This window comes from Symbiobacterium ostreiconchae, assembly GCF_055396975.1.
Window position 1 is genome coordinate 3,407,794 of the sequence record NZ_AP042454.1, and the last position, 16,323, is coordinate 3,424,116.

Below are 16,323 nucleotides of genomic sequence, written 5' to 3' on the forward strand. Positions count from 1 at the left end.
GGCGTGTTCCTCCTCTCTCAGCCGTCGGTCCGAAGGCCGGCCAGCGTGGTCTCCAGGACCGCGTCGACCACGGCGTCGTTGGTGAGCCCCTCCAGCGCGGGAACCTGCAGCAGGTCCCGGATGATCACGGTCGACAGCATGGGGCCCTGGAGCAGGACGAAGATCAGCCGGGGGTCGATGGGGCGGATCTGCCCCGAGGCGATGGCGTTCATCACGAAGGAGGCCAGCAACTCGAAGATCCCGGTGATCTGGTCGATCCAGATCTGGCGGATCTCGGGGCGCCGGGGCCCCTCGGCCAGGACAATCCGGAGCACCAGCTGCGTCTTCTCCTCCGTGAAGAAAGCCAGCGCGCTCCGGAGGATCATCCCGACGGCCTCCGGACCGGAGGCGTCCGCGGGCGCCTGCGCCGTCAGCGCCCGCAGCGTCGGGACAAACCGCCCGATGTGCTGGCGCACCGCGGCCCTGAACAGCTCCTCCTTGCTGGAGAAGTAGTAGTAGAGCGCCGCCGCGGTGACCCCGGCCTCCTTGGCGATCTCGGCGTTGGTGGCCTCGGCGTACCCCTTCTCGGCGAAGAGCCGCAGGGCGGCGTCGACGATCTCCGCCCGCCGGTCCGGCGGCGGGTTCTTCGGACGGGGGGACATGGGCGATGCCGGGCCCGTTGTCAACGGGCGGATCGCGGGAGAGGGCGAAAAAGCTCAGGGGCTGCGGGAACCCCGCTCCCGCAGCCCCACACCTTGCTCGATCGAGGGAAAGACCCCGCTCCGGCCGCCGACTACTCGGCAGCACCGGTGATCTCGGGCGGGAAGTCGATGGTCCCGTCCCAGGGCTCGATGAACACGGTGCCCTGCATGACCACCCGCATGGGCACCGGCTCGCCGGCGATGGTCTCGACATACACATCGATGTGATGCAGCGTGCCGTCGTCGTTGAGCCAGTACCGGGCCTCCATCCGGACGTCGGTGATCAGCTCGGACGCCTCACCGATCAGAGCGGACAGTCCCGCCTTGTCCATGACCACCGTCACGACCTGCAGTTCGGCTCCCTCGTAGGCCTCGCGGGTCACGGTGGCGCTGGCCCAGTCGTATTCCGCGGGGTTCAGGTTGACCAGGGCGGACGGGTCAGACAGGCGATCCGTCGGCGCCATCTCCTCCAGCGCCATCTGAGCCCATGCGCCCGTCTCGTCCTGCATCCAGTACTGGCCGTCGAGTACGGCAACCCCGATCGTCTGCTCCATCCCGAAGGCCCGCACCGTGTTGTAGCCGAGGGCCCGCTCCGGCGTCTCCTGGTACATTTCGAGGAATATCTCGGAATCGACGGGAATCAGCCCGCCCTCGATGGTCACGGTGAAGTGGCCCGTCTGCCGGACGTTCACCTCGGAAGCGGCATGAGCCTGCGCGAGCAGTTCCAGCGCGGCCGGGTCGACCGCACCCGCGGGCTCGCCGGCCTCATCCGCCTCGCCATCCTCGTCGGACTCACCGGTCTCCGCAGCCTCCTCCGCTGGCGGCTGCGAAGTGATGAGCACCGTGCGGGTCTCCTGCTCCCAGTCGACCAGCAGGCCGATCTCCTCGGCGACGAAGCGAACAGGGACCATCATGCGGTCGGAAAGGATGAAGGGGGCCACGTCGAGCGCCACCTTCTCCCCGTTGACCACGGCTTCCGGACTGCCCACGGTGAGCTGGATCGTCGTCTCGCCCTTGGTCAGGGTCGCCGTGCGGGTCTCCTGGTCCCACTCCACCTCGAACCCGAGGGCTTCAGTCACTGCACGGATGGGCACCAGCGTACGGTCGTTCTCCAGGACAGGGGCCACGTCGGTCTGTACCTCGACCCCGTCCACCACCAGGCGGACCGCGGTCTCCGCCTGGGCCAGAGCGGGAACGAGCATAACGGTCAGCATCATGAGTAGGGCTAGCACGCGCCGCATGGGTGCAAGTCTCCCTTCGAAATAGACTTAATGGGTATTCCATTCTTACTCCGGCGGGGGAACTCCTTTTTGTGAATGAGAGCACTTGCACGTGCATCCGCCGCGTCCGTATGAATCCCGATGCCCCTGACCGCCTCGAGGCCAGGCTGAAGCCAAGAATGGAGCCGTACAGACGCAGACATGCTTAGACCCTCAACTCCGCGCTGCGGAATCGAGGGCCCATCTCGTTCGGGTGGAGCTATCGCATCGGTCGGTGGCCTGCTGACCGCGTAGCGCGTTGTTCTTCGACGATCCGGCGCAGTTGGTCCGGGGTGAGAACACTGTCGTGACGGCGATGGATCATCCTGTGGCAGTTCGCACAGATGGGAACCAGGTCGACCTTGGGGTCTACAACCTGTGCTACACCTTCGAACGCCTTCAGAGGCTTGACGTGGTGAACCTCGATGAAGTCCCTTCCACGTGGACCGTAGACTTCTTCAAAGTTGAACCCACAGACGGCGCAGTTCAACCCGTGGATCTCAATTGCCCGACGCCTGTTTTCGGGATCGCGCTCATACCGGCGGCCGTAGTACTCGACGACGCCACCTTCGATCCGCCCTTCCTCAATCTCTTCGGCCTGCAGGTCCTGCTCAACCGTCCTGGCCAGGTCTGGATGTGCGGTCCTTCCAGTCCCCGCAGCTCGGGTCGCTGGCAGGTCAGAGCCGTACGTCTCATCCAGCACCTCCAGGAAGTCGTCCCAGTCGTCCCAAGCGAACACTTCTGCCAGCATCTCTGCGAAAAAGGGCTGCCACTCTTGTTCTGGGATCTCATAGCCACGTAGTTTCCTGCCTACAAGCTTAAAGAAGCCAGCACCAGGCAGTTGGTCAGTTACGTTAATGACGACAGCGGAAATCGGAGGAAAACCGTTATCCATAGCGAGTTCCGATAGCTCGCCGAGAGGCTCACTCAGCAGACGGTAGTTGGTGAGTTGCAGGGGCTTACTCAACTCATGATAGTAGACCGTGTGACCTTCTTTGGCAGCCTCAACGAGTCGAACGCCCAGCCAATGCATCATCTTGCGATTCAGCTTCACCTGACCACCGCCTTCCTGATGCTCGCTACTCGTCGACCCGGTTTCGTACAAAGGCCCAGGTCACGCTGCGGATTCCGTCCCGGGTGGGTCGCTTTTCCGTGTCCCAGTTGCCTTGACCGAACGTCTCGTCCAGGAAGGGCTTGACGCTCTGGTACGCCCGGTTATCAAGATCGTGCCACTCGGTAGGCAGGTGCTCCTTGATTTTTCCGACAATAACACCCCAAGGTACGCCCGTTGTCCGCAGCTCATCCATGAATGCCTTGTCCGAACGCACCTTCTCAAAGGCACGCGACAACGGCAGTTTCAGGCTATCGACATCCTCCTCGGCAGCCGCCTCTTCCGGGTGCGCTCGTGCCGCAGCAGCCTCACCTGCCGGCCGCAGTACGGCTTCGTAGGTGGACCGCAGCCGCTGGGCGAAGGTCTCGACAGCTCCCCGTGTCCCGTCTGGGTCCAGCACCTGGTACCGCTCCTCAAAACTGAACACCCGGATGGACACTGGATATGGCTTGCCGCCGCTGCTGCTCCAAAACACAGCATGGCCGGGGATCGGTTCGTTCAGGAGCGAGCTGAGCAGGTCGTCGCTGAAGTGGCTGTTCGCCCGCTTCAGGGCCGTCAGGTCGGCTGCGGAGATCAAGTGGAAGACGAACCAGTTGTCGCCCTGGCTCAGGATCTCGGTAGAGATCGACCCCGGCTGCTGTGTGATCATCACCGCACCCAGGTCGTACTTGCGGCCCTCCTTCACCCATGCAATGTAGGGCTCCGCACCGGAGCCACCGCCAGGGCCCAGCACCGACTGTGCCTCCTCAATGACGGCGATGGTGGGAATGGTGTCCGGCTCCGCCCGGGTGAACTGCTCCTGATTATGCTGGAAGATGTGGTTCAGGATGAGCCCTGAGAGCACCAGGGCCGACGATCCCCTGAGCTGCGAGACGTCCACCACGCAGATGCAGCCCTGTTTCAGAGCGGCGAGGAGCATGTCCAACATCTGGCTGGAGCGGTCATGCAGCATCTTCACGATGGTGGTCATATTCGCCCGGGCCGCCAGGGCCTCCGCCTCCTGGCCCTCCTCCAAACGGAGCAACCGCTTGATCAGTCCAAGATCGGTGGCGTTGCCCTCCGCGGCAATCGCATCCACCAGTTCGCTCCAGTCTGCGTCATTCATGCCTTTCAGCTTGCGCACGTTCTGCTGATCCTGCTTTTCCGGAGAGAGGGCGATGGAGATCACATCCGCGGGCCGGAGCCGCCGGATGTCCAGCTTGATCCCTCCGGCGACGAAAGACTGGTAGAAGCGACTCGGCGCCTCCCGGTTGGTGAAGACCACGATCCGGTCCTGCAGGTGGGGCACGTCGCACAGGCCGGGGCGGTTCTTGTCGTCGGGCCAGAAGTACTCGCCGTCGGGGTCGAAGATGATGGTCCCCACCGGCACCTGACGGCCACCCCGCTTCTCCACCGTCGGTGTCTCCTCATACAGGCCGGCGAAGAGCAACTTGTTGAGGTTGGACTTGCCAAAGCCGGCCCGGGCAAAGACAAAGGACCGGCGGGAGACAAGTTGCCGGATGGGGAAGCGCGGCACCACCACCGGCTCCCGCACCTGCATCCACTCCTCCACCTTCAGGCGCCGGTCCCCTCTGGCGTAGATGAACTCGCCAAGGGCCAGGAAGCCCAGCTCGGCACCTTCCAGGTTGTGGCCGGCCACCTCACGCAGGAGCTCAGGGGAGAGGAAAGCGACCCGGCTGCCCACGTGAGGCAGGCGCCGCTGGGATGGGGCAAAGACGATCCTTCCACCGACCTCCCGCAGCACCCCCAGCACCCGGATGTTCACCCGGTACTTCAGGTACTGGTCCCGCAGGTCCTCGGGGATCTCCCGATCCTCCGCGATCACCCGCAGGCCGTAGTCCTCCCCCGCCCCCTGGGTGAGACGCCCGTCGGCCGTAGTGGAGGTAATGCGCCCCAGCACGCCCTCGTTCTGGTTCTCCAACTGGACGATGAGGAACTGGCCATGCATGGGGATGGACTGGAACTCGCTCCGGTACGGCAGCACCAAGTCGGCGTGAAACTCCATACCGCCCTGGCTGAAGCCGCGAAAGATGCCCACTACCTGGTCTCGCGGAAAAAGCGTCATCCGTACCTCTCTCCCGTCACGTCTGCCCTGAGTCTGTATGCATCGAGCAGGAACTGCTTTTCGCGGGGGAGCAGCCCCCGTACAGCATCCAGGATCTGGTCCTGCAGGATCGCCCAGTCGAAGTCAGCTAGCTGTGCGTGCTCGTGCGCCCGCTGGAGACAGCGAGGATAATACGGCACAGGAAAACCGTCCCGGGCATCTGCCAGCAGGTGGCCGAGTATCTCGTCCGCCCGGTCACGCTGGGCCGAGAAAATGTCCACAGCCCAGACGGGATCGCCCGAGTGCGGCCCGAAGCGGACGAAGAACATGTCGCCGGCCACAAACTTTGGGGCCTCCCCCTCCTCAGTCTCGGCACCACGTGCCCACTCCTGCCACTTGTAGGCCTTGGCTTCCAACTCCCGGGGAATCGCCACGTAGCGGGCATCGCCGGCGGGGAGGGTCTCTTCAATGGCCATCGCAAGGCCATACCGGTTCAGCACTTGGCTGTGCTTGGCCAGCCCCACCAGATAGATGCGCCGGCGGTCCTGCCGCCACACCCGCTCGATGGCCTCCTCCATCCGCTCCCGCATCCGGATGAAGCCCTCGCCGCGGAAGACCTTGGAGCGGAGCAGGCCGTCCCGCACAATCAGCGTGTCGGAGGCAAAGGTCTGGTAACAGATGCGCTCATAAAGCACCGCCCACTCACAGATATCGCGGTAGACCTGCACCCAGGAGGGGCTCACCGTTTCCGGGCGCTCCCGCACCCGCCTGCTGTCCGGAATCATGTGGCTGAGCGCGGACAGGCTCCTCACCCCCAGGTCGGCCATCAGCCGGCCCAGGGCCGATTTCGGGTCCCCCGACGGGGTGAAGTGATTCGTCAACAAGGAGTCGGGGTCAGTGGTCGGCGAGACGACGTCTACCAGCAGCTCCTTGCCGTACGAGTCCACCACCCGTACCACCTGCACGTAGAAGGGGTCGAACACAAGCTTGTTGTTGCCGCCGTCGCTGGCCACCAGTGAGATCGCGGTAGAACTGCGGGGCCGAATCACCCTGACGCTGCCGGCGAGGTCCCTCACCTCCCGGCGCAGGTCGTCCAACAGGGCGCGGTCGGCCTCCGCGAGCCGGATGATCTGCTCCTTGATGCCCGTCAATGCATCTGGGTGCAGCATCGATTCACTCCCCCAAGACGGCCACGAGGTCGATCTCCTCGTGAGCCGGGCGGGTTTTCTCAAACTGTACGGCCTGGCGCCGGTGCCGCGGCGGGATGCCGGCGCCTGTAACCTCCACGATGCGCCAGGGTACACCCGACCTCGCCAGGGTCTCCTCCAGCACCTGCTTTGGATTGCAAGGCAGGGTGGGGAGGCAGCCGAAGCGGATGATCAGCCTGGTCCCCGGTCGGCACCGAGCCGCGACGTTCCGCCAGACGGTTGCAAGGTCGCGCTGGTACTCTCCCTGCAAGTGGCTCACCTGTCCCGCGTGGATGTACCGTACGGTGGGCTCTCCACCCAGGAACCAGAGCCGCAGCCACTGATCCGGCTGGTAGGAGCGCATGCCGAGGTAGGGCGGCGAGGTGATCACCCATCGGTACCCCCCATCTACGACGGGGATGGCACCGGGCTCCCGGCTGTCGGCCTGGAGGATGCACCCCGGGACCGGCGGAGGCAGCGCGGCGAAGCTATACCGGGCCCGGCGGGCGAGGACGTCCAGTACGTCCACTTCTTCGGGCCTCATCCCCCTGCGGACCCAGAAGCGGACCGCGGGATCGGGCTTGGTGGCATACGTACGGGGCATCTGATTCGACAGGTAGGAAGGCGCCCGCCTGGTTCGGGGACCGTGAAGGATGCCGAGGATAAGCCCCCGCAGGGCGATGCGCACAGGCGCTTCGCAGTCGCGCAGAAGCGCCTCCCGCAACCGGCAGATGTCGAGCAGGGTGCGGGGGTGGTAGGCGAGGTCCCAGAAGTGGCCCTCCGGCACGTCGGCCGGCTCGGGCCCGGCGAGGATGCGTTCCGCCTCGGCGATCAGTTCGTCGGGGGTGACCTGGACCAGCTTGGCCCGGGCAATCGCCACCGCCACGGGGCTGCTGTCGATGCCGACGGTGGGAAGGCCGTGAAGACGCGCCGCGTAGTTTGTGGTTCCCCGGCCGCAGAAAGGGTCGAGCACCCACTCGCCCGGCCGGGCCTGGGCCAGATACCGGGTGGGGAAGTCGAGGGGGAACATGGTGAAGTAGGGGCACAGGGCGTTGAGGCGCAGGTGCGGGGCTGTGGTCATCGTGGCTGCCTCCGGTGTGACGTCGATTGCGAATGAGGTTGGTTTTCGATAGTGCGACAATTCGGCGGGTGAAGGGGAAATACCTGCAAACAAGGAAAGCCCCGGTTATGGGGCTCACTCGTTCTCGTCAACACACGCAAGGCCTAGGAGGCGTGCTCCTCATTGGTTCGCTGGACACGTGCCACCATCCTGTCAACATACTACTGACTCTTCCTAGTCTTCGCCCCTTCGACCACACGCTGAGCCGGGTCGATCAAGTCCCGTCAAGTGGTGTAAATCGGGTTCCAGCGATGCAGTTGCTCTAGTCGGCACTCAGCGGTAGGAGTTCCGGACAACTGAGGCTGGGGTCGTTGGCGTACAGTTTCGCCATGGACGCCTGGCTGAAGTATCGGCGTGGGGCGGTCATCCACTCTTCCTGCTGTTCGATCATGACGGCTCCGGCCAGGCGGATCAGGGCTTCTCTGTTGGGAAAGATGCCGACGACCTCCGTCCGTCGGCCGATCTCTCTGTTGAGCCGTTCCAGCGGGTTGGTGGAGTGTAGTTGCCGCCAGTGCTCAGACGGGAAAGCCATGTAAGCCAAAATGTCCTCCTCGGCATCTTCCAGCAGCTGTGCGGCCCGGGGGAACTGTTTCCGCAGGTTCTCGACCACTACGGCCAGTTGGGACCTCGCTGCCTTCTGGTCCGGCTGCGCGAAGATGGTCCTCACAGCAGCCGCCACCATGGACTGCAGGTTCTTGGGCACATAGCCGAGCAGGTTCCGCATGAAGTGAACCCGGCAGCGCTGCCAGCTGGCGCCACTGAACACGGTTCGGATAGCTTCGCGCAGACCGACGTGGTTATCACTGATCACCAGAAGCACGCCCTTCAGGCCCCGAGCGACCAACTGCCGCAAGAACGCGGTCCAGAAGGCCCCGTCTTCGCTGGGCCCCACGTCCAGCCCCAGGATCTCCCGTTCGCCATCCTCTCGCACACCCATGGCGATCACCAGCGCCATGCTGGAAACCCTGCCGTTCTCTCGAACCTTCTCGTACTTCGCATCCAGCCAGACGTAAGGATAACGGCCCTCCAACGGTCGGTTGCGGAAGGCTTCAACCACTTCGTCCAACTCGGCGCAGAGCCGGGAGACCTGGCTTTTGCTCACGCCGGTCATCCCCAGGGCTTGCACCAACTCATCTACCTTCCGGGTGCTGACTCCATGAATGTAAGCTTCCTGCACCACTGCCACCAGGGCCTTCTCCGCCCGCCGGCGAGGTTCGAGCCAGCTTGGCATGTAGGACCCCTTCCGGAGTTTGGGGATCTGCAGATCGATCGTTCCGACCCGCGTATCCCACTGGCGTTCCCGATAGCCGTTGCGGTAGTTGCTGCGCTCGGAGGAGCGCTCGTACCGTTCAGCGCCGATCTGCTGCGACACTTCCAGTTCCATGAGTCCCTGAGCCAGCACCCGAATCCCTTCCCGGAGGAAGTCCAGGTCATCCACACCCGACTTGCGCAGAAGCTCCTCCAATGCGATCCTAAAGGTGGTCACCTGCGGGATCCTCCTTTGCGATGTACTGGTCCTACTTCGCATGGAACCCAAGGGTGACCACTTATGTCAAGCGATCCCCGCAGCCGGTAGATGGCCACCCGGGATGACCATCTACACCAGCCGCTTTTTACACCACTACTGTGTACTCTAGCGCCGGGTCGATGGCCGCGCTGGTAAGCTGAGGGTAGGAATATCCTTTGAAGGGGCTGTTTCCCTGCGAATACTAGGGGGCGGAGTGACAGAACCCCGTCACTCCGTTGTGTTAGGTTCATTTCACTCTGAAGGCCCTCCCCAGCGTATTTGTCTGCCGCCCAACGTTTTCGCTGGGGGTGGGTCACCCACTTGGGGAAGGACTAGCTTTTTTGCTGCCGAACCTAGAGTTAGTTAACCGACCTCGCGCCGCTTCACGGTCATACCTATCGGTGCTACCTAGACTGGACTTGGGGGCAGGACTATGTCATCCAGGCTAGAGGCCTTGCACCAGGCCATACAACAGGCCGCGAGCCGATACACCAAGCTGGTCCTCGTGGTTGGCCCCAGAGGCTCGGGCAAGACCGAGTTGCTGCAAGCATACGCCCAAGAGTACAACTGCCCGTATATCCCCGTGGGCAGTCTGATGGCCGAGCGACTACTCGTCATCCTCCCCCGCTTCCGCGATACCGAAGCGGACAGGGCCATGGCAGAGCTCTGCCAAGGAACAGGCCCTTTTCTGCTCGACAACCTGGAAGTGCTGTTCGATCCCGAACTGCAACTGGACCCGTACAGGCTGTTAACAGGGCTAGCCCGCACGAGGACTGTGGTAGCTGCGTGGCCTGGTACTTCACAAGGCAATGAGCTGACCTACGCATCTCCAGGTCATCGCGAGTACCGCACTTTCGCCCCCAATGAGGCCATCTGTCTTGCGCTGTAACTTGCACTGGGAGGTTGTCCTATGCGCTACACCGACCTTGTTCAGTTCGAGCCCATCGAGTCCGTGGTACAGCTGATCTCGTCGGCTGACAAGGAGGAAGCCACCAAACTCGTCTCTACCTTCGTTATCTCAGATTCGATGGCCACCAACTTGACCAATAAGGTGTTTCCCCAACTTCAGTTTCACACTCCCAAAGACAACATGGGCCTCCTCATCGTAGGCAACTACGGTACCGGCAAGTCGCACCTGATGTCGGTCATTTCCGCCATCGCGGAGGATGCCGAACAGGTGGACAACCTTACCCATCCTGCGGTGAAGGAGTCTGCCAAGCAAATCGCTGGCCAGTTTATCGTCATCAGGTGCGAGATTGGGGCATCTACAGATAATTTGCGGAACATTCTCTGCAAGAAGTTGGAGCGCGGGCTGGCAGACCACGGCATCAACTACGAGTTCCCGCCGCAGGACCAGATCATCAATAATAAGGAACCACTTCAGGAGATGATGTCCGTTTTTCACGAGGTCTTCCCTGACAAGGGTCTCCTGTTGGTGGTAGACGAACTCCTGGACTACCTCCGGACCCGTAAGGAACTGGAGCTCCGTCTGGATCTCTCCTTCCTCCGGGAGATGGGCGAAGTCTGCAAGACCACCCGGTTCCGCATTATGGCCGGGGTGCAGGAGCAGTTGTTCAACAACCCGACGTTCGAGTTTGTCTCTGGCGAGATGCGCCGCGTGCAGGAGCGGTACACCCAAGTCCTCATCTCCCGCGAGGATGTCTCCTTCGTTGTGGCCCAGCGGTTGCTGAGGAAGACATCTACCCAGAAGGTGCTGATTCAGGAATACCTGAACGGTTTTGCCCGGTACTTCGGTAACATGACCGAGCGTATGGACCAGTACGTCGACCTGTTCCCGGTTCATCCTGCCTACCTGGAGACTTTCGAGCAGGTCCGGGTGGCAGAGAAGCGGGAGATCCTCCGTACAATCTCGGAAGAGATCTCAGCTCTCATGGATAAGGAGGTACCAACAGATGTTCCGGGGCTGATCGCGTTCGACTCGTACTGGAACCGCATCAAGTCGAACCCCAGCTTCCAGGCTGACCCTGACATTCGGACAGTCATGACGAGGGTTGACGTGCTGGAGGACAAAGTCAGACACGGGATCAATGCCAAGCTGTACCGGGAGCCAGCACTCCGCATCATTCGAGCACTGGCTGTTCATCGTCTGACTACGGGTGACCTGCGCGTGCCTTTGGGCCTCTCGGCGCAAGAGTTGCGGGACGGGCTCTGCCTGCTGATCCCGGGGGCCGAAGATGCTGATTTCCTCCTGACGCTGCTCGAGAAAGTCCTGCACGACATTGTGACCGTGGTCGACGGCCAGTTCATTGCTTACAACAAGACCAACGGCCAGTACTACCTGGACGTCGACCGCGACATTGACTATGACCAGTTAATCCAGAAGAAGGCCGCGTCACTCGAGCCCTCCACGCTGGATCGGTATTACTTCGACGCCCTTGTCCAGGCAATGGAGTGCGCCGATAACACCTACCGACCGGGGTTCCGCATCTGGGAACATGAGATCGACTGGCGGAGCCGAGGGGTGACCCGGCAGGGTTACCTCTTCTTTGGTGCGCCCAACGAGCGGCCGAACACGGTGCCATACCGGGACTTCTACATTTACTTCCTGGAGCCTTACGAGCCCACGAAGTACAAAGATGAAAAGCGCCCTGATGAGCTCTTTTTCCGACTCGCACATGTAGACGACACGTTCACCGCAGCACTGCGCACCTTCGCTGGTGCCCGTGAACTGGCGCTGACGGCAACTGGCCAGGCACAGAAGATCTTTGCCAACAAGGCCATGGAAGCTCGAAGGGAAATCGTCGATTGGCTGCGGGAAAATATGGGTACGGCCTTCGAAGTTACCTACCAGGGCAAGAAACAGCTGCTCATTGAAAGGGCGAAAGGACATATTACCGGGAGTTTCCCTGACGTCCGGGAGATGATCAACGCAGTCGCAACAGTCGCTTTTGAGGACCACTTCAACAATTTGGCTCCCGAGTATCCGGCGTTTTCGGTCAAGCAAGCCATCCGCAAGACTACTCGAAACCAGGCCTGCACCGAGGCCCTGAAGTGGCTGGCCTCCCCAACAAAGTCTGCGCTCGGCGGAGCTGTCCTCGAAGGGCTCCGGCTAGTGGAAAACGGCCAGGTTCGTACGGCCAACTCGCCCTACGCGCAGGCACTGTTGAATCTGCTGAGGGAACGAGGCCCTGGCAAAGTGGTCAACCGGTCCGAGATCATATCAGAAGTTAACCAGCAGGAGTTGTGGCAGCCGTTCCAACTCGAGCCAGAATTCCTGGCCGTGGTCCTGGGCGCTTTGGTATACACTGGAGAGATCGTCGTCGCCTTGCCGCAGGGGCAAAAGAAACTCGACAGCGCCGAGATGGACAGGATCGCCCGAATGCAGGCAAGTGTACTTGCCGAATTTACGCACATCGAACTACCGAGATCCATGCCCGTCACGGAGTTGAGGGCCCTCTTCGAGTTGTTGGGGCTCCAGCCTGGCCTCGTGGTCACCGAGACTACCCTGGAGCAGGCAGTACACGAACTGCAGGTACGGGTGAAGCAATTGGCGCTTCAGTTGGCCAAAGCATACAACCAGGTAGCTATGGGACTAACCTTCTGGAACCAGCCGCTGCTCTCGGAGGCAGAGCAAGTGGAATGGAAGAAGAGCTTGAAGGAGTTAGCCGACTTCGTAGACGGGCTACAAACGTACAACACTGCGGGAAAGTTGAAGAACTTCCGCTATGACCTGGCTGCAATCCAGGCACAGAAGCCAAACCTGGAGTTGCTGCAAGCCTACCACTCACTCACCGAACTGCTAGACAAGACGCAGGGGCTTGTGACCTACCTCAGCCAAGCAGAGGGCACATTACCATCGAGCCACCGCTGGAGGCAGAAGCTAAGGGAGGTGCGTGCGAAGCTGCAGTCGGATCTGCTTGATCCGGCCACACGCCATCAGGCGACATTCGAACAGTCGTTGGTCCAGCAACTGCGAACGTTGAAGAACGCCTACGTGGCGGATTATCGGGAGCTGCACCAGAGAGCTCGCCTCTCGCCGGCTCAGGAGGCCAAACGACAGTCCTACCTAAGGGACACGCGGTATGTACAGCTAAGCGCGCTCTCCACCATCCGGCTGTTCCCCCGCACAGAGTTTCAAGCGCTGCAAGATGAGTTGGCAGGAATGAAGGCCTGCGTGCCGTTGAGCGGCCAGGAACTAGAGAACACAACCGTTTGCCCGCACTGCCAATATCGGCCAGTGGATGAGGAACCCGTCAGGTTCGTCCCTGCAATCCTGGATGGGGTGGATGAGCGGCTGGATACCCTTCTGGAGAAGGCCACGCGCTCGCTGCTGGATAACCTGAAAGACCCGACCGTGAGGGAAAACATCTCCCTGCTGACAAGCGGAGATGGGAAGGCAGCCTTGGAGTCCTTCTTGGCATCAGGGCGACTGCCGGATGAGGTGTCGACTGAGTTCGTGAAGGCTGCCAACGAGGTGCTGTCGGGGCTGGAGCGGGTAGTAATCACCAAGGGAAGCCTGGAACAGGCAATTTTCGGAGGGGCCGGGCCCCTAACTGCGGAAGAACTGAAGAAGCGGTTTGACAAAGTATACTCCGACCTAGTTAGGGGAAAGCCGCTAGGCCAAATCCGGTTCGTTTGGGAATAACAACAACGGCGCTGGGCTCTTTCAGCCCAGCACCGTCGACTAGATGGGGGTTTTGTTGTGGAGAAGCAGCAGACTTGGCAGTTAGATGGGCAGAAGCAAGGTCCGGTGGAGTGCCTCGGCATGACATTTGAGAGTGAGGAAGCACGTCGTGTTTACTTCTTGGAACGTCTAAGGGAGAAGTTGCAGGACCCTGAGTTCAGGATGCTTCCTGGCTTCCCAAAGGGGTCGGACGAAGATATTCTTCGGATGTCAGACCCGCCTTACTACACAGCTTGCCCGAACCCTTTCCTCGAAGACTTCGTACGAGTCTACGGAAGGCCATACGATCCGGAACAGGAGTATCACCGAGAGCCGTTTGCGGTAGATGTGAGCGTAGGGAAGACGCACCCACTCTACAAAGCACACGGGTACCACACGAAAGTTCCCCATCTGGCCATTGCACCGTCAGTTCTTCACTATACCGATCCCGGCGATATCGTTCTCGATGGGTTCGCAGGTTCGGGAATGACGGGCGTGGCTGCTCAGTGGTGCGGTATTGCACCGGAAGATTATCGGATAGAAGTAGAGCACAAATGGAACCAGGAAGGACGAGGTCGCCCCAATTGGGGAAGCAGACTCGTAATTCTCAATGACCTCTCGCCGATCGCCAGCTTTATAGCAGCCAACTATGTGATCCCCTTCGACATCAAATCCTTCATTGAAGCGGCGGAAAGGCTTCTCCAGACCGTCGAAAACGAGTTGCAGTGGATGTACGAGACCCGGCATGTCGATGGTCGCGTAGGTCGCATCAACTACACTGTCTGGAGTGAGGTTTTTTCCTGTCCGAACTGCGCAGGGGAGATCGTGTTCCTGGACGTGGCGTACAACCCGACCACAGGACGCGTTGCGGATGAGTTCCTCTGTCCACATTGCAAGGCTACTGTCAACAAGGCCACGCTAGATCTTGTGTTTGAAACCGTGCACGATCCCGGGACATCTTCCTCCTGGCGTCGTGTGCATTATCGTCCGGTTCTCATCAACTATGAGGTGGATGGAACTACCTACGAAAAGACTCCGGACTCTTTCGATCTGGACGTGCTCAATCGCATTGCATGCCTTCCGCTGCCCCCTGAAATGCCAACCCACCCGTTGCCAATCGCCCAAATGTACCACGGATCCAGGCTGGCACCGAAAGGTATCACTCACGTCCATCACCTATTTCTTCCCAGATCTGCTCAAGCGCTGGGACTGATGTGGCGGTTAGCCAAAGATGAGTCTGACACTCGGCTCAGGAATATACTGCTGTTCCTTGTAGAGCAGGCAATCTGGACTATGTCTTTGCTAAACAGATATAGGCCAACTGGATACTCCCAGGTAAACCAGTACCTTTCGGGTGTGTATTACATCCCGTCGCAACACTCTGAGATCAGCCCGCGCTATGCTCTTGGGGGCAAACTGAAGCGTCTAGCCAAGACGTTCAACTTGGGTAGCCGTAAGCCCGGATATGTCTCGACCGGCGACTGCGGCCATTTGCTGATTCCAAATGACAGTATAGATTATATTTTCACGGACCCACCTTTTGGAGAGAACATCTTCTATGCCGACCTGAACTTCTTGTTGGAGTCATGGCACGGAGTATGCACTGCTGCAGAAAATGAAGCGGTTGTGGACGAGTTTAAGAATAAGGGTTTGCAACAGTATCAGGAGTTGATGCACAGATGCTTCTCCGAATATTACCGCGTGCTGAAACCAGGTCGTTGGATAACGGTAGTGTTCAGTAATTCTAGTAACAGTGTATGGCGTGCTATTCAGCAAGCGCTGGGCACAGCGGGTTTCGTAATAGCCGACGTAGGTACGCTAGATAAGAAGCAGGGGTCGTACCGTCAGGTCACTTCCTCGGCAGTGAAGCAGGACCTGATCATCTCTGCGTACAAGCCAGGAACCAAGCTCGTCGCCCGAGTGCTCCAGCAGGAACACGCGGAATCAGTCTGGGCTTTCGTTGATGAACACTTACAGCGAGTGCCCTTGTGTATAGTAAATGGTAAGGAAGCCGAAGTAGTAATCGAACGAACACCTCAGATGCTACTTGACCGCATGATCTCCTTCCACGTGCAAAAGGGATTACCAGTTCCAATAGACTCTACGGATTTCTTTCACGGACTCGAGCAACGCTACGCTAAGCGCGACGGTATGTACTTTCTCCACGATCAAGTTTCCGAATATGACAAGATACGCAGTAAAACCGAAACTGTCAGACAACTATCGTTCGATATTACTGACGAAGCGTCAGCCATCCTTTGGCTTCGTGTCGAGCTCGAACGCAAGCCACAGTCTTTCCAAGATCTCCAGCCTGTGTTCATGCGCGAAAGCCAAGCCTGGGCTGGGCACGAGAAGATCCTAGAGTTGAGGGAGATTCTCGAGGAGAACTTTCTTATGTACGACGGTACCGGACCCGTTCCGCCTCAAATTCATGCTTACCTGTCTAGCAACTTCAAAGACATGCGCGGACTTGACAAGAACGACCCCGCCCTGAGGGCCAAGGCCGCCAATCGCTGGTACGTACCCGACCCAAGCAAGCAGTCTGACCTGGAGAAACTACGCACCAAGCGGTTGCTGAAAGAGTTTCAGGAGTACAAGAAAAGCAAACAGCGGAAGATCAGGCTTTTCCGTACGGAGGCTGTCCGTGCCGGCTTCAAAGCCGCCTACGATGCTCGAGACTATCGCACCATCGTGGAGGTAGCGAGGAAGCTACCCCAGCAGGTCATCCAAGAGGACGAGAAGCTCCTCATGTACTACGACGTTGCCCGAATGCGGTTGGGTGAGGACTAGC

At 60.3% G+C, this 16,323-nt stretch carries 10 protein-coding genes; 3 read left to right on the plus strand and 7 right to left on the minus strand.

From position 1 onward, the window contains the following. Positions 1-17 precede the first annotated feature (17 nt). From ACZ5UM_RS16435 to ACZ5UM_RS16465, 7 genes are all read right to left on the minus strand, one after another. Positions 18-641, minus strand: a complete 624-nt coding sequence (locus ACZ5UM_RS16435; protein WP_464845481.1) for a TetR/AcrR family transcriptional regulator — start codon at positions 639-641, stop codon at positions 18-20. 131 nt (positions 642-772) lie between these two features. After that, positions 773-1,921: a stalk domain-containing protein gene (locus tag ACZ5UM_RS16440; protein ID WP_464845483.1), complete on the minus strand. Its 1,149-nt coding sequence runs from the start codon at positions 1,919-1,921 to the stop codon at positions 773-775. Between the two features lie 238 nt (positions 1,922-2,159). After that, positions 2,160-2,993 carry an HNH endonuclease gene (locus tag ACZ5UM_RS16445; protein ID WP_464845485.1) on the minus strand — a complete coding sequence of 278 codons (834 nt, stop codon included), beginning with the start codon at positions 2,991-2,993 and terminating at the stop codon, positions 2,160-2,162. 25 nt (positions 2,994-3,018) lie between these two features. Continuing rightward, entirely contained in the window at positions 3,019-5,088 is a 2,070-nt protein-coding gene (locus tag ACZ5UM_RS16450; protein ID WP_464845487.1) for an ATP-binding protein, read from the minus strand. A gap of 23 nt (positions 5,089-5,111) precedes the next feature. Further along, complete coding sequence (locus tag ACZ5UM_RS16455) at positions 5,112-6,263, minus strand: hypothetical protein (protein ID WP_011196384.1); 1,152 nt, start codon at positions 6,261-6,263, stop codon at positions 5,112-5,114. Positions 6,264-6,267: 4 nt separating this feature from the next. After that, on the minus strand, positions 6,268-7,362 hold the full coding sequence (locus ACZ5UM_RS16460) for a DNA methyltransferase (RefSeq protein WP_464845490.1): 1,095 nt from the start codon (positions 7,360-7,362) through the stop codon (positions 6,268-6,270). A gap of 301 nt (positions 7,363-7,663) precedes the next feature. After that, positions 7,664-8,887: an IS256 family transposase gene (locus tag ACZ5UM_RS16465; protein ID WP_464845492.1), complete on the minus strand. Its 1,224-nt coding sequence runs from the start codon at positions 8,885-8,887 to the stop codon at positions 7,664-7,666. Positions 8,888-9,341: 454 nt separating this feature from the next. Between ACZ5UM_RS16465 and brxF the strand changes: the two genes are divergently transcribed. The 3 genes from brxF to ACZ5UM_RS16480 are packed head-to-tail and all read left to right on the plus strand — an operon-like array spanning position 9,342 to position 16,322. After that, on the plus strand, positions 9,342-9,797 hold the full coding sequence (gene brxF, locus ACZ5UM_RS16470) for a BREX-3 system P-loop-containing protein BrxF (protein WP_464845494.1): 456 nt from the start codon (positions 9,342-9,344) through the stop codon (positions 9,795-9,797). Between the two features lie 21 nt (positions 9,798-9,818). Then, positions 9,819-13,514 carry a DUF6079 family protein gene (locus tag ACZ5UM_RS16475; RefSeq protein ID WP_464845496.1) on the plus strand — a complete coding sequence of 1,232 codons (3,696 nt, stop codon included), beginning with the start codon at positions 9,819-9,821 and terminating at the stop codon, positions 13,512-13,514. A 57-nt stretch (positions 13,515-13,571) separates the two neighbouring features. Then, the gene (locus tag ACZ5UM_RS16480; protein WP_464845498.1) at positions 13,572-16,322 is read left to right on the plus strand and encodes a DNA methyltransferase; all 2,751 of its coding nucleotides are present in this window, start codon (positions 13,572-13,574) and stop codon (positions 16,320-16,322) included. The last annotated feature ends 1 nt before the right edge of the window (position 16,323 follow it).

Coding starts and splice junctions, on each gene's coding strand:
- ACZ5UM_RS16435 (WP_464845481.1), bottom strand. CDS start 641: ATGTCCCCCCGTCCGAAGAACCCGCCGCCGGACCGGCGGGCGGAGATC.
- ACZ5UM_RS16460 (WP_464845490.1), bottom strand. CDS start 7,362: ATGACCACAGCCCCGCACCTGCGCCTCAACGCCCTGTGCCCCTACTTC.
- brxF (WP_464845494.1), top strand. CDS start 9,342: ATGTCATCCAGGCTAGAGGCCTTGCACCAGGCCATACAACAGGCCGCG.
- ACZ5UM_RS16455 (WP_011196384.1), bottom strand. CDS start 6,263: ATGCTGCACCCAGATGCATTGACGGGCATCAAGGAGCAGATCATCCGG.
- ACZ5UM_RS16440 (WP_464845483.1), bottom strand. CDS start 1,921: ATGCGGCGCGTGCTAGCCCTACTCATGATGCTGACCGTTATGCTCGTT.
- ACZ5UM_RS16475 (WP_464845496.1), top strand. CDS start 9,819: ATGCGCTACACCGACCTTGTTCAGTTCGAGCCCATCGAGTCCGTGGTA.